This window comes from Lysinibacillus zambalensis, from assembly GCF_040183165.1.
Lineage (GTDB): Bacteria > Bacillota > Bacilli > Bacillales_A > Planococcaceae > Lysinibacillus > Lysinibacillus zambalensis.
The window spans coordinates 238,439-259,885 of the sequence record NZ_JBEGDG010000001.1; the positions used below are offsets into that span (position 1 = coordinate 238,439).

The 21,447-nt window shown below is 34.5% G+C and carries 16 protein-coding genes; 5 read left to right on the forward strand and 11 right to left on the reverse strand.

All coding sequences use genetic code 11. From position 1 onward, the window contains the following. Positions 1 to 191 precede the first annotated feature (191 nt). Entirely contained in the window at positions 192 to 1,814 is a 1,623-nt protein-coding gene (locus ABNX05_RS01125; protein WP_349657998.1) for a lactate permease LctP family transporter, read from the reverse strand. A gap of 289 nt (positions 1,815 to 2,103) precedes the next feature. On the opposite strand from ABNX05_RS01125, the gene ABNX05_RS01130 reads away from it, so the two are divergent. Next, positions 2,104 to 3,717 carry a PucR family transcriptional regulator gene (locus ABNX05_RS01130; protein WP_349657999.1) on the forward strand — a complete coding sequence of 538 codons (1,614 nt, stop codon included), beginning with the start codon at positions 2,104 to 2,106 and terminating at the stop codon, positions 3,715 to 3,717. A gap of 913 nt (positions 3,718 to 4,630) precedes the next feature. On the opposite strand, the gene ABNX05_RS01135 is transcribed toward ABNX05_RS01130, so the two are convergent. The 10 genes from ABNX05_RS01135 to ABNX05_RS01180 form a co-directional block, all read right to left on the reverse strand. Next, entirely contained in the window at positions 4,631 to 5,884 is a 1,254-nt protein-coding gene (locus tag ABNX05_RS01135; protein WP_349658000.1) for an MFS transporter, read from the reverse strand. 424 nt (positions 5,885 to 6,308) lie between these two features. Beyond that, complete coding sequence (locus tag ABNX05_RS01140; RefSeq protein ID WP_349658001.1) at positions 6,309 to 6,683, reverse strand: cupin domain-containing protein; 375 nt, start codon at positions 6,681 to 6,683, stop codon at positions 6,309 to 6,311. Between the two features lie 107 nt (positions 6,684 to 6,790). Continuing rightward, positions 6,791 to 7,750, reverse strand: a complete 960-nt coding sequence (locus ABNX05_RS01145; RefSeq protein ID WP_349658002.1) for a 2-hydroxyacid dehydrogenase — start codon at positions 7,748 to 7,750, stop codon at positions 6,791 to 6,793. Positions 7,751 to 8,409: 659 nt separating this feature from the next. After that, positions 8,410 to 9,606, reverse strand: a complete 1,197-nt coding sequence (locus ABNX05_RS01150; RefSeq protein ID WP_349658003.1) for an MFS transporter — start codon at positions 9,604 to 9,606, stop codon at positions 8,410 to 8,412. Positions 9,607 to 9,699: 93 nt separating this feature from the next. Next, on the reverse strand, positions 9,700 to 10,230 hold the full coding sequence (locus tag ABNX05_RS01155) for a MarR family winged helix-turn-helix transcriptional regulator (RefSeq protein ID WP_349658004.1): 531 nt from the start codon (positions 10,228 to 10,230) through the stop codon (positions 9,700 to 9,702). 414 nt (positions 10,231 to 10,644) lie between these two features. Next, complete coding sequence (locus ABNX05_RS01160; RefSeq protein WP_349658005.1) at positions 10,645 to 11,337, reverse strand: stalk domain-containing protein; 693 nt, start codon at positions 11,335 to 11,337, stop codon at positions 10,645 to 10,647. A 119-nt stretch (positions 11,338 to 11,456) separates the two neighbouring features. Further along, positions 11,457 to 11,645, reverse strand: a complete 189-nt coding sequence (locus tag ABNX05_RS01165) for a hypothetical protein (RefSeq protein ID WP_349658006.1) — start codon at positions 11,643 to 11,645, stop codon at positions 11,457 to 11,459. A gap of 484 nt (positions 11,646 to 12,129) precedes the next feature. Continuing rightward, positions 12,130 to 14,454, reverse strand: a complete 2,325-nt coding sequence (locus ABNX05_RS01170) for an ABC transporter permease (RefSeq protein WP_349658007.1) — start codon at positions 14,452 to 14,454, stop codon at positions 12,130 to 12,132. Between the two features lie 2 nt (positions 14,455 to 14,456). After that, the gene (locus ABNX05_RS01175) at positions 14,457 to 15,161 is read right to left on the reverse strand and encodes an ABC transporter ATP-binding protein (protein ID WP_349658008.1); all 705 of its coding nucleotides are present in this window, start codon (positions 15,159 to 15,161) and stop codon (positions 14,457 to 14,459) included. 747 nt (positions 15,162 to 15,908) lie between these two features. Then, on the reverse strand, positions 15,909 to 16,496 hold the full coding sequence (locus ABNX05_RS01180; RefSeq protein WP_079561866.1) for an SCO family protein: 588 nt from the start codon (positions 16,494 to 16,496) through the stop codon (positions 15,909 to 15,911). Between the two features lie 589 nt (positions 16,497 to 17,085). On the opposite strand from ABNX05_RS01180, the gene ABNX05_RS01185 reads away from it, so the two are divergent. The 4 genes from ABNX05_RS01185 (at position 17,086) to ABNX05_RS01200 (ending at position 21,354) form a co-directional block, all read left to right on the forward strand. Beyond that, positions 17,086 to 17,421, forward strand: a complete 336-nt coding sequence (locus tag ABNX05_RS01185) for a DUF485 domain-containing protein (protein WP_349658009.1) — start codon at positions 17,086 to 17,088, stop codon at positions 17,419 to 17,421. Continuing rightward, positions 17,422 to 18,975 (forward strand): solute symporter family protein, encoded by a 1,554-nt coding sequence (locus ABNX05_RS01190; RefSeq protein WP_349658010.1) that lies wholly within the window; start codon positions 17,422 to 17,424, stop codon positions 18,973 to 18,975. It begins immediately after the preceding gene. Positions 18,976 to 19,462: 487 nt separating this feature from the next. Next, positions 19,463 to 19,801, forward strand: coding sequence for a DUF485 domain-containing protein (locus ABNX05_RS01195; RefSeq protein ID WP_349658011.1), 339 nt, complete (start codon positions 19,463 to 19,465; stop codon positions 19,799 to 19,801). An 8-nt stretch (positions 19,802 to 19,809) separates the two neighbouring features. Next, positions 19,810 to 21,354, forward strand: coding sequence for a solute symporter family protein (locus ABNX05_RS01200; RefSeq protein ID WP_349658299.1), 1,545 nt, complete (start codon positions 19,810 to 19,812; stop codon positions 21,352 to 21,354). Positions 21,355 to 21,447 lie beyond the last annotated feature (93 nt).

Here is a 21,447-nt window from a genome sequence, read left to right on the forward strand (position 1 = left end):
ACTTTAGACAAAAAATTGGTAAGGAGCTGTGAGGTAAAAAAATGCTGTTCGCTATCGTTTATGTAAAGGTACTAATAAGGCGTTTGAGCGGAGCAAATAATCGAGTTTATCTTTATGTAAAAACAAAAACCACATAGTAAATCTATGTAAAAACTTAGATTTACTATGTGGTATATTCATTATTTACGTCATTAGAGGATGAACGATAACCCAAGTGTCATGATACATACGAGTAGAAGCAAGCCTAAACTGTATCGTATTGTATATTGAAAGATTTTTGACTCATTCCCGGTTTGATTAACAGCTGCCGCAGCAATCGCGATAGATTGTGGTGAAATCAATTTTGCTACGCTTCCTCCAGCAGTATTAGCTGCCATTAGCAACGATGGTGAGATGCCGATCTGCGTTCCGGTAACTACCTGCAAGCTGCCAAATAATGCGTTATTATTCACAACAGATCCCGTGAGAAAGACACCAATCCATCCTAATACTGGACTAACAAATGGGAAAAATTCACCCGTTTTAGCAAGTGCCAGTCCTAGAGAAGTGCTAAGACCAGAAAAGTCCGAAAGATTAGCAAAAGCCATTACAAGTACGATTGTAAGAATCGGTAACCATAGTTCTTTAATCGTGTCACCTAACAAATGAACGGATTGTCTGATGTTTAACGCAGGAAACAGGACACTTGTTAAAATGATGGCCAATAAAATCGCCGTTCCCGTAGCAGAAACAAAGTTAATATTTAAAATAGCTGGTATAGAATTTGCTTCTGTTACGATCGGTGGTGTACGCATAATTTGATCATGTAATCCTGGAATTTTCAAAGCGACAGTCGTAAAATCAAGTACACTACCATCTACAAATAATTGTTTAAATATAGGCAAGCTCCAAACGGCAATAACACCTGTAAGTATATAAAATGGTGACCATGCTACCAAAATCTCTTTCATCGTATAGTTTTTTAATTTACCTGTAAGTTCTACTCCGGGCTCATGGTAAATCGTTTTCGGTTGCCATTTCCTTAAGAATAACGCTAAAGCAACCATACTAACTAAAGAAGGAATAATATTCGCAAGCTCCGGACCGATCATAGTAATTGTCAGTAAATGAAGCACTGAATAGACACTACTAACGACTAAAATAGCTGGGAATATTTCTTTTATTCCCTTGATTCCATCTAAAATAAAAATGAGGAGAAAAGGTACGAGAAATGAAATTAAAGGTAATAGATAGGCTGTCATTCTTGACAGTTCTAACGTTTCCAACCCACCTACTTCAGCACCAGTAATGACTGGAATTCCAACTGTACCAAATGCGCCCGTAGAGGCATTGGCGATTAGACAAAGTCCAGCAGCTTTAATCGGATTAAAACCAAGCGTCACAAGTAAGGCTGCACAAATAGCGATTGGAACACCTAATCCGGCCGCTCCTTCCAAGAAGGCATTAAAACAGAAACCAATGAGCAATAATTGCAGTCTTTGATCCTCGGTAATATTCGCTATACTACCACGTACGATTTCAAATTTTCCAGTTTTCACAGAAATTTTGTACAACCAAACAGCCATTATGACGATATAACCAATAGGCCACAGCGCTTTGCCTGTTCCTAGAAGAATGGCCGCGAAAGCTTTGCCAATCGGCATATCAAAAATTCCGACTGAAATGATCATAGTAACCCCTAAAGTTAAGGCTGCTGCATAAATCCCTTTTAACTTAAAGATTGTTAAACTAAGTAGAAATAGGAGTATAGGAAGAAAGGCTATGATGCCACTCACTATTTCGTTTCCAAGTGGATTGTATTGTTGATCCCACATCGTTGTCACTTCTTTCTAACATGGTTTAGTTGAGTAAAGGTGATTTCTTTGTTCGAGCTACTTTATCATGCTATCCTTGTTGTAACCCGCTTTTCAAAAACAAAGCATTACATAGAATATTTTGACCTAGTTCAGCATGAATCTCCTTTACTATTTCGAAATAAAGAATTATACGTATAATAACCTTCGAAAATAGTATACAATCAGAGAGATAGCTTATCCTTGTAGCATCTTACATATTTAAATAATATTTTGGCTTTTTCTAACAAAGATAGAGGAGATGATTCTTGTGACAACATTAAAAGAAATTATGTCTGTCCAACAATTTTCTGATTTAATATTGTTAAATGATGAGGGCGATTTAGAAAGAGAAGTAGAAATGGTTGATATTACGGAAACGCCTGACATTAAAGATTTCACAGCACCACATTCATTTATCGTCACTACGGGTATGTGTTATCAAGACGACCAATCCGGATTAATAGATCTCATACGAGAATTAAATGATATACAAGTTGCCGGTATAGGCGTTAAGTTATCGCGCTTTTTAGAAAAGATCGACGAGGAAGTATTAGAATATGCAAATGAGTTAAAATTCCCTATTATCAGAATCCCTGATAGTTGGAATCTTGGATCCATTACACACCATATATCATCCTATATATTGGATGAAGAAACTGAAAAGTTATATTTCGCATTAGATATCCAACAAGAATTAAATACAATGCTTATGAGAGGTTTGAGCTTGGAAATGATGATTGAACGTATGAGCAGACTCCTCAGAGTCCCGGTGATGCTCTTAAATCCTTTCCATCAAATTAAATCGATGAGCCATCACTTCCACGAACACTCAGAGCAAGTTCAAAAAAATCTTAGTTACTTCAAAAGATGCGTTAATTCCAATCAAATTTCACCTAATAATAAAGCATCTTTCCAAGAAGAACATATTATATTTGAGGTTCCAGCATTTAAATATTTTCCATATTATTTGATGGTCTCAAATGTCAATACGCTTACGTATCCATTTAGTTTGCTTGCCATAGAACAAGCTGTCAATACACTCAGTCTTGCCATCTATAAAAATAGTAAAATCAAAGAAGCGGAACAACAAGATGTAAACCGCTTTTTCGAAACGTTAATGTCTGAACATCCTGATAATCTTATTTCAGTTAAACAACACCCTGAGTTTTTAAAAAAGCATCTTATCCAACCATCTAATTTCTATCAAGTGATCGTTTGTGCAATTGATCAAGAAAGAGATGTGGAAAATAATATTTATTTGAATGAGCGCTATCAGATGACCTTTGAATGGCTCACACATAAGTTGACGGACATTGATCCTTCTATCAGTGTCTATATGTCTCCAGGGAATCATCGGTTTACGATACTATTACAAACGAAACATCAATATTATTTAGATTACTGCAAATATATCCAAAAAGAATATCAAAAACTTTTTAATAGTACACTTTCATTTGGTATTGGAAATGAAGTCACTGAATTCTCACAGTTACCACTCTCTTATTTCGAAGCGAATGAAGCTTTTGATCACAAGTCTGAAAGTGGGAAAATAGAATTTATAGAACTCTATAAATCTAAAAGTGTAGAAGAATTATTACAACTTATTCCAGCCAATAAATTAAAGCCGTTTATCACGTATACGCTAGGTTCATTAGCCTATCCGAAAACAACGAAAGAAAAAGAACTAAAACATACATTGAAAATCTATTTGGCGAACCATTGTGATCTTACAAAAACTTCAGAGGATATATTTATTCATCGCAATACGGTCAAATATCGGATTAAAAAATGTGAAGAGATTTTAGGCCAGCCTATCGAAGCGCCTGATATTTCACTGGATTTACGATTAGCGTTATTTGCATCAGAGAAAATAACGTTTTAATGTTAAAAACCCGCTAAAAAGCTGTTATGAATGCTTTTTAGCGGGATTCTTATTACCTACTTTACCGCTACACTTGCTTCCCCACCTCAATTATGAGCATGCAAAATGTAGTAGCTCCTCTTCAGCTAAAGCTCCAGTTAACCATCCGTGAAGCACAAAAATCAGCACTTTACCACAGAAAATGAAAGATGATTATGTTCTTTCGTGGGAGTTCAACATCAATAGTTCATTAATTCTTTATTTTTCTTTATATAGAAACTTCAAATATAGAAAGAAGGAAATTAATAATACTATTGCATAAAACCAAATTGAAAGATACCAAACATTTTTAAATTCTACCCAAAAACCCCTTCCACCTAGTTCTGGAGGCAAAGCTGAATAAATTGACACTTCCATATATAGCATTAAACTGAAAAATAAGAATAAAGGAAGAAAAAATACCCATATTAAAAGATTGGATTTCATAAAAGTCTCCTTTCTATTTCACAAAGCTATTAATAGCAATAGAGAATTTAAAAGTTTAACGTTTATCATTGGGTGAAAGTTCCAATTTTAAAAGAAGATTGTACTCCAACTACACTGCTTAGTTAGCTCAATAAGAAAAATGAATCCATGTTGCGGTTGGTGATCCTGCCGAAAAACACTGCCAAACCAATAATATATAAAATACTATATACACACTAAATCGAAAAGGCAGTAGTAACAAGAATTTGTTTCTTGTTACTACTGCTTAATTCAGTTGTTATATTGAACATGGATTGCATGGGGTTGTACAACTCTTGTTTTATATAAATTTAGAACATTAGCTTGTAAGACTTCGATAAATTCCGCTAGCTTTAGACAGGAATTAGGAATAACAAAACTACCTATCAGCGGGAGAAGTATTAAACCTCCACTGATAGGTAGCTTTACTTTATTCATTAATTAGGGGGTTGATTGTTTTCTTCTCTTTCAACATCACGACAAGGAAGAATAAAATCGTTGCTGCTACAAGAAGTATTGCTGCAATATAGAATGCCAGTACTTTCGAACCAGTGATATCACCAATATAACCAGTAAGAGTTGGCGCGATAACTGATGAAGTCATCCCAAAGAAGTTAAAGATACCTAGTGCTTTAGCCATGCTGTTGGAAGGTACTGAATCAGTTACATATGTGATTAAAACTGGATCAATGGCAAGTTTACCTAATAAGCCATATAAAATTAGTGCTCCATAAAGGACAGCAGGGTTAGGTGCAAATACGGTTAAACTAATTGTTACGGCTGCACCAATTAACAAGAAGATAATTAATTTCTGACGCATATGTGCATTTTTATCAATATACTTAGAAAATATCAATGCACCAGGTACTGCTGTGACTGCAACTAAAGCAGCTACATATCCTACTGAACCTTGTTCGAATCCTTTTTCTGAGACAAGGAATGATGGTAACCACGTCACAATCATGTAATAACCATAACATGTTGCAAAATATACGAAATAAATAACTAATTTTTTTGGCGAGAATAATTCTACGCCTTGAGATACTGTGTTTTGTGTTGTTTTCTTATCTTCAGATGTTTCATTTGTAGCTGTTTTTTTGTCTTGTTTGACAAATAACATAAACACAAATGTTACAGCTACTATTAAAACTGCTATAATATACAGCATGAAATTCCATTTAATTTCAAGACCACCTACTAATACAGATGAACCTACTAGACCAATGACCATCCCTAATGCCGAACCACTGTTGATGATCGCATTAGAAAAACTTTTCTTATCTTTTGGCATATGTTTAGCTGATAAGGAGAACGCTGCACCATAATATGAACCAGTCGAAAGACCTGCCATTAAGGCGCCTATATAAACTTGAGTAATTGTCGTGCTTGATCCAATGACGAATGCTGCTAATGCAAAGATGATAAACGCAGGGATTAATACTCGTTTTTGTCCAAATTTATCGACGAGTATTCCTGATGGAATTTGCATACCAGTATAGGCAAAGAAATAAATTGAAGCAATAAGTCCTACTTGTGTATCGCTAATATTACCAAGCGATTCTTGAATTTGTGGATAGATTGGCGTAAGTATTGTACGATAAATCCAAATAACTACCCAACCTAAACATAGTGCAAAAATGATTTTTTTGTAATAATTCGGGTCATGTTTAACTGTTTGTTCCATGGTTGACACTCCCACTTTTTTAGTATTTACTGCTGTTATTACTTAACTTGATTGTAGATTACGAGTAGGTAAATAACATTGTTCACTTTGAACAAAAATAAAAATGACTTTAAACACTTTAGACAAAAGAGCATTCTCAAAATAAATAAAATTTCGTCTAAACCTATAAACCCTTGCTTTATGTTACTGTTGAATCTTTGAGAGGCTGTCTAAAAAGCCGAAAAAAAGCGGATTGAGAAAAACCTTTCGTTTCCTCAATCCGCTTCTCTAATTATTATGAAAAGGCTGATAAACAGTCAGATTTTGATCTGACTGTTTGGACAGCCTCGTTCTAAGATTCACATATGCCTGTGAAATATGTTAACCTCTCTTTTTTACGATGAAAACTAGTTAACCAACAGACGTGAAAGTTAACTCAATACTATTAATGCGGAATAAAACCAATTGGTGTTGGACCCGCAATTCCTAACATTACAAAATCTTTATTAGAATTATTTGTCATACCATGCTTTTCACCCGGACGTGCAACAACAACATCACCAGCTTTAATTTGCACCATTTCACCACATTCTGGATAAAAATCTGCAGTTCCTTTAATAACAATCCAAATATCATCCGCTTGCTTATGCGAGTGAATGGGCAAATCTTGTCCTGGACGCATGCACCAGACAGCTCCAACAGTATTAGGTGTTTCATAGAAAATATGTTTTGTCGCTTCTTCATCTCTAAACTCTTGAATATCTGGCCAATGGAAAATACGATTTTTCAAATCATTTCTTGCTACTTTTTTAAATGTCATAGTATTTTCTCCTTGTTTCAAATTTCCAACTTCACCATACCCAAATGATTTAGCGTTATTAAACAACAAATAAAAACTTGTCGGATTTGCAAAAATACATCAAGGAATTATCTATTCATAATATTTTGAGGTTTACCCTCTAAAAATGCGATCGTGTTATCGAATGCAATTGTAGCACGCAATTCCATCGCTTCATTAGTAAGGAAACCTACGTGTGGTGTTAAAATTACATTTTTAGCGTGTAATAGTTTATAGTCTTCAGGAATAGGTGGTTCCATATCAAAAACGTCGATACCAGCCCCTGCAATTCGCCCTTTATTTAATGCATCTGCCAATGCATCATTATCAACAATCGGACCTCGTGCGCAGTTGATTAAAATAGCTGATTCCTTCATTAATTCTAATTTTTCTTTAGAGATTAATCCCTTTGTACTTGGTAGTAACGGAATATGTAAGGATACAATATCAGATTGTTTTAATACCTCATCTAATTCCATATACTCGATTCCTAAAGCTTCAGCTTCTGGATTTCTTCGGGATTGGTCTGCAGCCACTATTTTTGCACCAAATGCTTTAAATAAATGAGCCGTCATCATACCAATTTTACCTGTACCAATCAAACCAACTGTTTTCCCTTTAATTTCACGACCTTGGAATGCTCCTGGGAAATTAGTGAAACGAATCTCTTTATCCCCCTGAGTAATATGACGATACACATCTAATACTAAACCAATTGTTATTTCCGCAACTGCTTGATTTGCATAACCAGCAGCATTACATACCATAATATCTTGGTTTTTAGCTTGAGCGATCCCTACATGATCAACACCTGTAAAGGCAACATTGATTAGTTTTAGATTGTCGTTTTTATCAATGACTTCTGTAGGATAAGGATTATTAGCAATCATAATAACATCTGCACCTTCACTACGTCTTGCTAATTCTGCCGAATCTGTTGTTTTCTCGTTGTAATAAACAAATTCATGACCTCGCTGTTTAATTGGTTCCGCTAATTTTTCAATGATCGAATCCGAAACATTTAATGGTTCTAATAATTTAACTAACATGTCATCAATTCCCTCCTATTATTTTGCAATACGTCTGTTGATTAACTAGGTACCATAGTTTAAAAATAGAAAGATCCCCGTTAAAATCACATATGAAGAGGTGAATGAAATTTCAGTTTTCACTTTGTATATTTTGCACAAAAAACAAAGTATTTTCATTTTTACTCACTTCTACTTTCTCCTATTTCCTTATGGTATTCCTTAATGCAATTGTAAGATAGGAGCATTTAAATAACATTGTTCACTTTTAACAAAAATAAAAACAACATTACATGTTTTTGACAAAAGCAAATATGAATAATAACTAAGGAACTATGTTTTATCGACCTTTTGAGTACTTTCTCTTTCTGCTTTCCGCGCGGTATTTTTTTCTCTACATTCAATAAAAAGCCCGTCTACCTCAAAGGTAAACGGACTGTTATAGCTAGTTTAATTGAAAAGTTTATAGTAATATTGCCAATTTTAAATCCCTCTTTTCATTATTAAGTAAGTAGCTATTACTAGAACATACCCTCTCTCGTAACAATAAAAAGGGGTTTGTTTAGTCTGAACAATCATTTTAAATTGCTTTCTAAAACAAGTTGCCTTATTTTAAAAGTCAATGATGATTTTTTTATTAAAAGTGAAGATGCTTTTTAATGCTGATAGTCCATCAATAATCAATTTAGGATTTTCTTAGTTTGCATTTTTATCATCATTGCAGAAACTAATCCGATACTAAGTGTTGTAGCAAGAAGAATGAATGCTAATGTAAAGCTACCAGTTTTCATAAAGTAAACAGATATAATGGGCGCAACACTTGTTCCAGCAAATAAAATAACCGTGTACATAGAGACTGCAATGCCACCCATTTTCCAGCCTAATTGACTAACAAGTGTCACTAATGAAGGGACAGCAAGAGCAATTCCACTAACAAATATGATACTAATGATGGTTAAACCAATTATGTTTGAAATAACGCTCATCATGATAAGTGCGATAATCGAAAGAGTCAAGGCAACTTTAAGTACAAACAACACATTGAATCGTTTTGCTAATTTTCCTGCAAAAGGTGACATTATCATTCCTAAAATACCAAAAGATCGAATGTAAATTAGTTTCTGACTACTCATTCCAAAAGAAGCACTCGTAAGATACTCACCCAAAATAATATACATACTGACAAAAGACATTAATAGAACGAATGCAATCATATAACTGAATAATAAATTTCCATTGGTAAAAATAGTACCGATCTTTTTCATGGGCTCCCATATATTTTTGGTTTGGTTATGAACCACTCCTTTTGGTATAAACCACGATACTAGGAAGGCAGTAAAAATATATACTATAGAAAGAACATAAAATATTACATGCCAATGAGTATGTTCACTAACATATCCGCTAAATACCTGACCGACAATACCAGCTACAAGAAACCCCGTACTTATAAAACCAACTGCTCCTACTTTTTTATCATTTGGAAATACCTCAAGAGTATATGCAAGTGCTACTGGTGAAAATGTAGCCGCCGCAAGTCCCTGTAACCCTCTTAGTAGTAGAATTAAAGAAAAATCAGTAACCATTCCTAACAGCAACGTTATAATACTTAATGAAAAAAGTCCTATAACAATCACATTTTTTCGTCCATATTTTTCTGATATAGCTCCATAGAAAAAACACCCAGTAGCAAATCCAAGTGAAAAAATACTTGAAGTGATGCCTGCTTTGGACAATGAAATATGATAATAATCACTGAAAAGACTAATAAGAGGTATTGTTAAATATAAACTAGACATAACTACCATCCCTGACCATGATAAAATAATTGTCATCAGAGAATAATTCACTTGGTTTCCTGTAATTGCTTTGTTCATACAATAAATCACCCTTTTTAATTTGATTGACTTATAGTTAGATAATCTAATTAAATGATTAAAAAAATTAAACTGCACCAACGAAGCTACAGTTTAACGTTCCACCTCAAGTCTTCTTTGTATAGATTTTAATAATTTATTAACCAGCTTCTCAAAGACTTTTCGTTCATCAGGTTCCAAATCCATCATGTTAGAAGCACAAGACGACCAATAAGTTGGCAAAACCTCAGCAACAAAAGTACGACCTTCATCTGTTAAACTCACATAAATTTTCCTACGATCTTCTTTACTATGATTCCGTACGACAAGGTTTCTCTTTTCTAACCAATCTATCATTGAAGTTGCCGATGCCCTCGTAATCCCTAATCGTTCAGCTATAGCAGAAGGTGTCGCCCGTCTTTCACCATGTAGTGTAAGTAATATTAGTAAGTCTAATTTACTTTCTGTAATTCCGAAAGGAGCCAGCTCAATATCCATTACATCTAAAACGTAGTCACTTAACCACAACAACATTAATCCTAATTTTGCATCTTCTTGATCCGAATTACCCGAAGAAGTCGTTTGAATCAACTCAATATACGGCTCTAGGCCTAATACGGGTAAATCATCTTCATTAGTGGTCATTTTTTTGAATTTTGTCATTTAATCACCTTTTAATTAGATTATCTAACTATATACCATTCTAACTAAAAATCTAAATGGATGCAAGAAGTAATATTACCATAAATTTCTTTAATCTAAAGCAACACAAAAAGCATTAATTTAGAACGGTGCTTCCCATATTTCAAATGAACCTCACTTATTGTAGTAGTACTTCCTTTATTTCTGATTGAGGAATTTTTGCACAGCATCCGACTCATTCCGGCTTAATTTGACTCTCATGATCAATGACACAAGCCCCACCCAATACATTAATGAATACACCTACTTACAAAACAAAGAAGTACACCACTTATAAAAAAGTGATGTACTAATTATCCTATACTGCGCGCATTATACTGTATTGGCTTCAGGTTCTTCTATATTCACTTTGGACAATTAGTGAATAAATTTAGGATCTAATATACCTAAGCCACCGCCTTCCATTTCAAACTTCACTTTTGAAACACCTTCTAAATTAACATTAACTTTTACCTTGTCTTTTATCGATCCACTATCATAAATCAATTTATTATCCGCGTAAATTTTCATATAACCTACGCCGAAAGAGCCCGCCGATAACTTTTTAACTGGTGCTAAATATGTTTCGAATCCTTTGTAATTTCCATTCGCTAAGTATTCAACAGTATGATCTTGTACAGCCCCTCCACCATGATATCCACCAAGTTGATAGGATCGTTCAAACTTTTCACCTGTGCTAATCACAATAGAGCTTGCATTATGGAAGAAGTGATCCTCATCACTCCCAATAGGTTTTACATCTTTTAAAGCGACGAATTTTGGAACATCACCAATATAAACGGATTTTGATTTTCCATCCCATGTCACTTTTTTCCCTAATGATTCAGCAACAAAACGCATTGGCACATAAGTAGTACCTTCATAAATAAAGCCAGATTGACCCGCTTGTGGTTTTTTTTCAACCTTATCAAAATAGTAATTGATTGTATCCTGAAATACGCTAATCTTTTTCAAATTGCTTGCCGCTTCCGTTGTTGAGAGGTATGTAAAGGTTAATCCTCCTAATATAAAAAAGCCTAAATAACTTGTTACTATAAGTAATTTTTTCATATAGTCACTCCTTAATATATATAGTTATATGTAATTATACCAAAAATTACATACTATATTCCAAGATATCGTTTGTCCAATTTTTATTACCCTTGTTTTAATCCCAAAAGCAGCAAGATTTATTTACGATAGGCACGTCTTTCAGCATATTCAACACATAGATAACATACTTTAATTTTTTTATTTCTTTCATTCCGGTAATTTCTTAAATCAGCTGCTTTTCGTTTACAAAAATAGCAAGCATTTTTAGGAGGTTTCGGAGCACTAGATATAAAATATTCTTTAATTTTAATTAATATCGACTTCATAAAGGTATTCTCCAATTCAAATATACTGTTTTAAATTTTAGTATAAATATTTCTTTGTTGTTAAATTAAACCTTTTTAACTCCTTTTTATTCTACCATATTCTTCAAGTGTTTTAATCATATGACCTAAACATAAGGGATTATCTATAACACACGGACCTTTAACTAAATTCGAAACCTCAAAACATAGCATTCTTAAAAGCTGTCCGATTCTGTTGCCATATACAAACCCCACTTTCAAAATCGAGAGTGGGGTTTGTATATGGCCTTAAGACAGCTTTAATACTAATAAGTTCATGAAGAAATGTACTTAAACAAACGCAGGCTTTAGCTTAACAAGCCAAAATCTTTTAAGGACCTCATTCATTCGCATGTTGGCGAAAGATGAGATATTGGAAAGTCCTCCCCAGTACTCCTGTAATTCGCTACGAGCTATCTTCGCATCTGGGGTAAAACTGCTATATTGTCCGATCATCTGAAAAGGCCTATTCCACACTTTTTAACGATTCAATCATATTGATTTTCGTAACTTTTCTTCTAAGAAGTAAATTAGAAACAATCGTCAGTAAGAATGCAAGCAATACAGAAACCAAAATGATTATAATATTTAATTTATCAGGGATTTGCTGATGGGTGCTTGATAGAGCCTTGACAATAACTTTATAAACATAACCACTAATCGGTAAAGCCAAAATGACCGCAAATGAAGTTAATATAATGTTTTCCAAAAATATTAGTCTGTTTATTTTATTTTTTTGATAGCCTAGTACCTTAAGCGTTGCAAGCTCACGATTCCTTTCATAAATGTTTATGGAAGATATCGTATAGATGGCGCCAAAAGAAAGTATGATGGCACTTGTGATGAACATGATAAAAACAAAACTGTTTTGTTTCACAATGTATTGGGCTGATTTTTTCAAATCATTCTTATCCGCAATTGTTTCTACATAACGATCTTGTTCAAAAAAGTCACGGACGCTCATCAGATCCGCGGCGCTATTTGCTTGAACTAAAAGCGAGGTTGGATTGTAGTCTATGTTAAAGCTCTTTAAGTACTCTGGTGTACTATAAAACGATGGATTCGAGTATTGTGTAGATATATTTAAAACTTTCATATCTACAGTAGTGTTTTTAAGCTCGGGCGATGTGAACTTTATTTTGATAAAATCCCCTTTTGAAATATCGTATTGATCCGCGTAAGATTTGGGTACAAGTAAGCCGTTATTTTCTAAAGGTATGCTATTGTTCTTTTCATCAAAGAAATGAATGAGATTGTTATTTTCTTCAGTTACAATTAAAGTAGCATTTTCTTTTTCAGCGTCTTTGATGATTTCAATAGGAAAAGTGGATAAAAAATAACTTTCTTTCATACCAGGAGGTTGTTTTATCATATTAGGAGATGTACCGATCGTATAATCTACTTTTAAATCATAGCTATAAACATCTTCAATTTGATTAGCTACTTTCAGCAAGGATGCCTGAGTACCGAAAGCAGTGATTAGTAGAACCGTGCTAACAACAACACCAATCGAACTCGCTAAAGCCTTTTGTTTATTTAAAAATATATTTCTTAATATGAGTTTATTACTGTAGGAAATTGAACTCCAGAAACCTGGAACTCTTTCTATCAATAGCTTTTTCATCTTCTTTGGCGGTTTAGGACGCATAGCTTGTGCTGCCCGTTCTTTTAATATAGCTCTACCGCTTAAGTAACATGCTAGTACTCCAAAAGCACTTGAGAAAATAATCGGAGGAATGATTGAAAATAGAGAGAGCGAGAATTTAATGTCAGGCAAAGAATAGGCCCTAGCACACGACGTCGTTACTAAAGGGATAAAAACGAAAGCGGCCAGAACACAGCCAATGATTGAGCCTAGTATACTTGCCAACACAGGGTATCCCATATAGTGAAGCATAATGTTGCTATTTTTCACACCTAAAGCCTTCATAATACCAACTTGGATTCTTTGAGAATCGATCGTCCTCGACATGACTAGAAAAAGGATAACCGCTTCAATCAAAAAGAGAACTAAAGGTATAACCTTACTCATTAAGTTATTATTATATATCGTTTGATTGATTTTAGAATAATTCAAAGTCCGTTCCTTGTTTACTTGATCTAAATAACCGAGCTGTTTAGATTGTACCTCAATTGATTTGCCTAATTGTTCAATATCTTGCCCTTTTTTGGCATCAATGATGACCTCATTATAATAAAAGCCATCTAAGATTTCAGGTAATGTTTCTTCAGCAATATAAGCTACCCCATAAGTTTTATGATCTTGAATTTCGTTCTTTTTTGCATATTCCACATTCTCACCCAAACCACTAATTGTAAAATCAAGATTTCTGTCATTCGCTTTGATTGTGAATTGATCGCCAACACGATAATGATGTTCTTTTGCATAGTGAGAATCTAATAAAATCTCACCCTTGTTTAATGGGATATTCCCTTCAATGATAGTAGGCGTATTTATTTCATTGTTTTCAGGGATCGAATGTATTTTTAATGCAGTTTTGTAATCTTCAAAGGCTTGCGTTCCATCAAAGGTATAACGTCCTTCAATTTTATGGATCCCTTCAATTTTACTCAAACGCGTCACATCATTTTTAGAAAGGTGACTGTAATACACATTTAAATCGCTTAAATGATGTTTTTGGAAGTAATCCTTCGTATAAGCACTTAGATTAGTACTATACGTTACTAGTCCCGCATAGAAAAAAGCACCAACTGCGATAATAATCACTATGGCTATAAATTGCCCCATAGATTGTTTGATGTCCCTCAATAATTTTAAAAACAATTTCATGTTTACCACTCAATCCCTTCAACACTTTGTTTTTCATTATTGATCGTGACGCTTTCGATGTATCCGCTTTTAACTTTAATAATTTTGTCTGCCATAGGAGCAATTGCAGAATTATGTGTGACCAAAATAACGCATTTCTTCGTTTCGCTGTTTAAATCTTGCAAAGTCTTTAATACGGACTTACCGGTTACATAATCCAAAGCACCGGTTGGTTCATCACAAAGTAAAAGCAAGGGATTTTTTGCAACCGCTCTAGCTATAGCAACTCTTTGCTGTTCGCCACCAGAAAGTTGTGAAGGGAAATTTTTGAGACGATTCTCTAATCCAACTTGATGTAAAATCTCCTTTGCATCTAGAGGGTGTTTACATACTTCAGTAGCAAATTCAACATTCTCGAGAGCATTTAAATTAGGAATTAAGTTATAGAATTGAAAAACAAAACCAATTTTCTCACCACGATATTCTGTTAACTTTTTTTCATTCAATCTAGTTATTTCTTGATTCCCAACAAATACTTGACCTGAGGTAGCCGTATCCATACCACCAAGAATATTCAAAATCGTACTTTTACCCGCCCCACTTGCACCCAGTATAACGACAAATTCCCCTTCACAAATGGAAAAATCAACACCATCAAGAGCCTTGATTGGGACTTCTCCTATTTTGTATTCTTTCGTTACGTTTATAAATTCGATAAGCTTATTCATTTATTTCATCCCTTCATATCATTTTTGGTCAACGTCAAGTAACTCTAAAATAAACAACGATTGTCGTATATTTTAGAGTTACAATTTTTTCGCTTCATTTTTGTCGATACACATTATCAAGAAGCCATTAAACCTGGCAAAATAGTAGAAATTTAAAAGCATTGCTAACGACCGTTTTTTGTAGAAGTTTCACCTGAACTGAACATGATTGCACTACCTACCTTGCAGCTTGAAGATGTTTCCATTGCGATTGATGCCGTTAAATCTCGGAAAAAATTTTGCCTAGAATCGGACGCCAGACGTTACATCATTCTAATAATATATAAGCTGATAAAATTAAATATATACATGTTTGGAAAAAAATACATTTAAAACTCAGCGGTTTTAATGATTCTTTATTTAGTTTTGGTTTTTAGTAGACATAATAAAATTATTGAGTGTAAAGGTATAAATGAAGAGCTACGATAGATTGGGCGCTATTTCACTTTTTCTTTCTTTAAATCGTCCATAAAAAAACCACTCCATTTGCGATTAGTTACGTCACACGAAGCGGTTGCCTTTTCTTAAAATGCTATGGAGTACTTTAAAGTAGAAAATAATAGGGACCCTAATGATAATGAATTATTTTTCATACAGGCGTTTGTGAATGACCGTATCGTTCAATCCTAATAGGTGCCACTTCATTTAATTGATGTGCTGGCTAAAAAATAACTCAGAAGTTCCTTCGAACTTCTGAGTTATTTTTATTTATTTAGTTAAGGCCTTCATATCTGCCACGATCGTCTCAACTGGTACATCTGTAGTACCGTCATAATCCTTCACAACCATACCATCAGCATCCACTAAGTAGTAACTTGACATATGTACGACTTGGTCAGAATTCGGATCGTTCTTTACTAAGGAATTAAACGATTTCCTCGCAAACTGTTCAATATACTTTTGTTCATAGCCAGTTAACAGTTGCCATTTGCTTGCATCGGGCACTGAATACGTTTTCAAATAATTCGTTAAAACTTCTGGCTTATCAACCTCAGGATCAACACTAAAAGCTACAATTTGATAGTCTTCCAGACCTTTATCTTTAAGCGCCTTTTGCACCTCTGTCATGTTATACGTCATTGGTGGACAAATCGTATTACAATTAGTAAAGATGAACATCGCTAACCATGGCTTACCTTTTAAGTCATTTAGGCTAACTTTTTCATTATTTTGATTTGTTACCGAAAAATCCTGTACTTCTATGTTCATTTCTGGTTCAAATTTATAGCTTCCACAAGCAGCAAGTATGCTACTTAATGTTAGTATCAATACGAGCATGACACTTTTCTTTTTCATTTATTTGCTCACTTCCCTTCAATTTACCATCGAAGTTTATTGTATAAATTAAAGTTGCATAATACAAGATATGAGCTTATCATTTCACTTTTTATATCCATTCAATGTATGTTGTACGATTTTAGTATAATTAACCTCCTTTGCTTTCCAGATAATTCGAACTTTTTAAAATTTTTTTCAAAGCTGTTTTTTACTATTTCGGTTATTTCCCAAGAGATCGAACAATTGTTATATAACAATGTTTCGTTACTTTTCAAGTTCCTCCTCATCTAATGATGGAATAATAAACCACTTAAAAATTCTCTTTCACGCTCATTTTTTCTATCACATTCAAAATTATCATTATTAAACTATTATAGGAATATTATTCTTATAGACAACACCATTCTCTTTCATGCGGTTTTTTTCTACTAAACCCTTATTATTTCTATGTTATTTCCGTAATTTAGAAATGATTAAAAATTATAAAAAGTCAAAATTTAGTATTGCATTATAAGAATATACCCCATAAAATAAGTGAATATAACGACGAACAAAAAAAGAAATATGTCGTCTAAAACAGAAATATATCACTTTAGGGGGAATAATAATGGCAAATCTTTCTGAACACAAAAATATAGAATCAATTGATTATAATGCAATTGAAGCTATGGAATCGTTCAACAAGTTCGTAAAAAAGAAGAATACCTTCCTTTTCTCGATCACAGCAATTTTTTTATTACTTTATATTTTATTACCTATCCTTGCTTTCCAACCTGTACTACAACAAAAAATCATCGGAAATATTACGGGTGTTTGGATTTATTCAGCTGGATTATTCATTATGACAATTGTTCTTTGTACGGTATATGTAAAAAAAGCAGCATCATTCGATAAAGCTGCCGCAGCAGTACTAGCTGAGTATCAGGCGAAAGGTGGAAAATAAATGAACTTAGTATCCGTTGGTTTCTTCTTAGCAATCGTTGGTTTAACACTCGTAGTAACATATATCGCAGCAAAGCGGACGTCTTCAGCGTCTGATTTCTATACAGCTGGTGGTGGTCTTAAAGGTTGGCAAAACGGCTTTGCGATTGCCGGTGACTATTTATCAGCTGCTGCATTTCTAGGGGTGTCCGGTGCGATTGCATTAACTGGTTTCGATGGTTTCTTCTTCTCCGTAGGCTATGTAGTAGCTAACTTAGTTCTTCTTTATGTAATTGCAGAACCTATGCGTAACTTAGGTCGATATACGTTAGCAGACATGCTTACTGCCCGCTTTAATGAAAAACGCATTCGTGGCGTTGCGGCGTCAGGAACAATTATTATCGTCATTCTTTATATGATTGCACAATTAGTAGGTGCAGGTGCTCTTATTAAACTATTATTTGGTATTGAGTACTGGATTGCCGTTTTAATCGTAGGTGTCATGATGACTACTTATGTTTTATTCGGTGGAATGACAGCTACTTCTTGGGTGCAAATTATTAAAGCTAGCCTTCTCTTATTCGGGACAGGCGTATTAGCTACATTAGTATTAATTAAGTTTGACTTCTCACTAATGAAAATGTTTGATACGATTGCCACGGATCATGGTGAGAAATTCCTTGTACCAGGGATTAAATATACAAGTACAATCGATTCTGTTTCAATGATGATGGCACTTGTATTAGGTACATCTGGGTTACCACATATTTTAATGCGCTTCTTTACAGTGAAAGATGCTAAAACTGCGCGTTCTTCTATTTCATGGACAACTTGGATTACAGCTATTTTCTTCTCACTAACTATTTTCTTAGGCTTTGGTGCGTTAAATTTTGTAGGAATCGATAAAATTCTTGCTGAAAGTAAAGCTGGTAACACTGCAGCCCCACTTCTTGCTAATTATTTGGGCGGTGATGTGTTAATGGCATTTATCGGTGCAGTAGCATTTGCAACTATTTTAGCGGTAGTTTCGGGCTTAGTTTTAACAGGAGCTTCTGCCATCTCCCACGATATTTATGGTGAAATCATTAAAGGTGGTAAATTAACAGAAAGGCAACAAGTTGTAGCAGCTCGTACTGGCTCTATTTCTATTGCCATTGTTTCTATTATCCTTGCGTTATTTGCGCAAAACTTGAATGTATCATTTTTAGTATCCTTTGCATTTTGTATCGGTGCTTCAGCAAACTTACCAGTTATTCTTTACACAATTTACTGGAAAAAATTCAATTCAACGGGTGCAATATCAGCGATGGTAACTGGTTTAGTATCTTGTTTAGTGTTAGGCGCTATGGGGCCTAATGTATGGAGTCCTGTTGAAGGTGCAGCCATTTTTGTTGGTAATCCTATCGTTCCGTTAGCCGTTCCAGCAGTTATTACGATCCCACTTGGCTTTATCGCAGGTTATTTAGGTTCTGTTCTTACTTCTAGTAAAGTACCACAGGAAGAAGCAGAACGTATTTACAAGGAAATTCGCGTTAAAGCAAACACTGGTGTATCTGTTTCTGATATCTCTCATTGATCCATTCCAGACATCCAAATTATTGAAAAAATATCTATCAATCATCCTATCCATATTAATAAAAAAACTCGATTTTTCATCGAGTTTTTTTATGTTTTCTTTCGAAATATTTCCCATTTTACTTATCTAGCAATACTATTCTCTTTCAAAAAAAATAAGAAAAAAAATGATTTTCACTAAATAAACAGTGTTTATTTTTTACAAAAAACCATTTCTTTTTTTAATTTTTTTCCATATTCTTCGCTCGAAAATCTAGAATTGACCTACCTCTGTATATTTGTCAGAATTTTCTAAAACACCTTTATTTCTTAGCTTCGGCACGTATATTCTCTTTCAAGACTTTTTTTCACGAAAATTATTTTTTCATAATTTTTCTGAAATGTATTGCAATTTTGTGAACTCTCTCATAAAATGAAGATGTGAATTCACTAATCTAGCAAAATCAAGTCTTTAAGCAGTAAAAATAAACACAAAATGGGGAATGTTAATGGGGAACAATAAAGCTAGCAAAAGTGTCGTGATTGACTATGATGCGATTGCAAATCAAGAATCATTTAAAGCACTTGTTCGAAGGAAGAATTCATTTCTTTGGTTAATGACCGCGATCTTCTTAGCAGCATATATGTTGCTACCAGTTCTGACTTCGTACACGAAAATACTACACCAAAAGGCATTTGGGGAAATCACTTGGGTGTGGGTATATTCAGCGGGACTTTTCATCATGACTTGGACATTATGTCATTTATATGTAGCAAAAGCGAATAGCTTTGATAAAGAAGCAAAGGCAATTATCGCTGAGTACGAGAATGGAGGTGGCCGCCGATGAATAACGGGATGAGTTTAACAGCCATATTCTTCTTCGTATCCATTGTTGGTTTAACATTAGTTATTACATGGTGGGCATCAAAACGAACTTCATCTGCAAGTGATTTCTACACTGCAGGCGGAGGGTTAACAGGCTGGCAAAATGGACTAGCCATCGCAGGTGACTACTTATCAGCAGCATCTTTCTTAGGAATCGCCGGTGCAGTTGCATTATTTGGATTTGATGGATTCTTCTTCTCTATCGGTTATTTAGTAGCTTACTTAGTGGTTCTATACATCGTCGCTGAGCCATTACGTAATCTTGGTAAATTCACATTAGCTGACATGATTACAGCGCGTTTTGATAGCGCTAAAGTTCGTGGTACAGCAGCTTTAAGCACTATTACAATTGTATTATTCTACATGATTGCACAACTAGTTGGTGCAGGAGCACTTATTCAATTACTTTTAGGAATTGATTATTGGATTGCAGTTTTAATCGTTGGTTTTATGATGACGACTTACGTACTATTCGGTGGTATGACTGCAACATCTTGGGTACAAATTATTAAAGCTTGTCTTTTAATGTTAGGTACAGTTATTATTTCATTCTTAGTATTAAAAGAATTCGGCTTTAGCATTGCAACGATGTTCAAAGAAATGGGAACTGCAACTGATAGTGGTGCAGCTTATTTGAATCCAGGTCTTAAATATACAAATGGTATTGATACTATTTCAATGTTAATCGCTTTAGTATTAGGTACAGCTGGTCTTCCACATATCCTAATGCGCTTCTTTACAGTAAAAGATGCGAAAACAGCTCGTTCATCAGTTATCTGGGCTACTTGGATTGTAGGTATCTTCTACATTCTTACAATCTTCTTAGGCTTCGGTGCAGCTAAATTCGTTGGTAAAGAAGATATTATTGCTGCAAACGCCGCTGGGAACATGGCGGCTCCACTTCTTGCGGAAGCACTTGGTGGCGACATTTTATTCTCATTCGTATGTGCGGTAGCATTCGCAACAATCTTAGCGGTAGTAGCTGGTCTTGTACTTTCTGGCGCATCTGCCCTATCACATGATATTTACGGTCAAATTATTAAAAAGGGCAAAATTACAGAAAAAGAGCAAGTACTTGCAGCTCGTATCGGTTCCATCACAATCGCTGTTATTTCTATCCTTTTAGCACTTGGTGCACAAACATTAAACGTAGCATTCTTAGTATCACTAGCATTCTGTATTGCAGGTTCAGCTAACTTACCTGTAATCATCTATACAATCTACTGGAAACGCTTTAATACAGCTGGTGCTATAACGGCAATGTTAACAGGTCTAATCTCTGCTTTAGCTCTTGTTGCTGTTTCACCAAATATTTGGAATCCAGTAGAAGGAAAAGCAATTTTCGTTGGTGATCCGTTAATTATGTTGACGAACCCAGCAATCATCTCTGTCCCACTTGGCTTCCTAGGAGGCTTCATTGGAACAATGCTTTCTAAGGAAACAGATGATAAGAAATATCGTGAAGTGGATGTTAAAGCGAACACAGGTATTTCTGTACAGGACGTATCTCACTAATAATACGACAACCGCCTCGTAAGTTAACACTTACGAGGTTTTACTTTTTATTCCTTATTCGGTATTATATTCACAAATGACAGTTGGGGGTAA

Bases quoted from the DNA above. Each gene is read 5' to 3' on its own strand.
- ABNX05_RS01125 (WP_349657998.1), bottom strand. From the start codon at position 1,814: ATGTGGGATCAACAATACAATCCACTTGGAAACGAAATAGTGAGTGGC.
- ABNX05_RS01135 (WP_349658000.1), bottom strand. From the start codon at position 5,884: ATGGAACAAACAGTTAAACATGACCCGAATTATTACAAAAAAATCATT.
- ABNX05_RS01140 (WP_349658001.1), bottom strand. From the start codon at position 6,683: ATGACATTTAAAAAAGTAGCAAGAAATGATTTGAAAAATCGTATTTTC.
- ABNX05_RS01145 (WP_349658002.1), bottom strand. From the start codon at position 7,750: ATGTTAGTTAAATTATTAGAACCATTAAATGTTTCGGATTCGATCATT.
- ABNX05_RS01150 (WP_349658003.1), bottom strand. From the start codon at position 9,606: ATGAACAAAGCAATTACAGGAAACCAAGTGAATTATTCTCTGATGACA.
- ABNX05_RS01155 (WP_349658004.1), bottom strand. From the start codon at position 10,230: ATGACCACTAATGAAGATGATTTACCCGTATTAGGCCTAGAGCCGTAT.
- ABNX05_RS01160 (WP_349658005.1), bottom strand. From the start codon at position 11,337: ATGAAAAAATTACTTATAGTAACAAGTTATTTAGGCTTTTTTATATTA.
- ABNX05_RS01165 (WP_349658006.1), bottom strand. From the start codon at position 11,645: ATGAAGTCGATATTAATTAAAATTAAAGAATATTTTATATCTAGTGCT.
- ABNX05_RS01170 (WP_349658007.1), bottom strand. From the start codon at position 14,454: ATGAAATTGTTTTTAAAATTATTGAGGGACATCAAACAATCTATGGGG.
- ABNX05_RS01175 (WP_349658008.1), bottom strand. From the start codon at position 15,161: ATGAATAAGCTTATCGAATTTATAAACGTAACGAAAGAATACAAAATA.
- ABNX05_RS01180 (WP_079561866.1), bottom strand. From the start codon at position 16,496: ATGAAAAAGAAAAGTGTCATGCTCGTATTGATACTAACATTAAGTAGC.
- ABNX05_RS01185 (WP_349658009.1), top strand. From the start codon at position 17,086: ATGGCAAATCTTTCTGAACACAAAAATATAGAATCAATTGATTATAAT.
- ABNX05_RS01190 (WP_349658010.1), top strand. From the start codon at position 17,422: ATGAACTTAGTATCCGTTGGTTTCTTCTTAGCAATCGTTGGTTTAACA.
- ABNX05_RS01195 (WP_349658011.1), top strand. From the start codon at position 19,463: ATGGGGAACAATAAAGCTAGCAAAAGTGTCGTGATTGACTATGATGCG.
- ABNX05_RS01200 (WP_349658299.1), top strand. From the start codon at position 19,810: ATGAGTTTAACAGCCATATTCTTCTTCGTATCCATTGTTGGTTTAACA.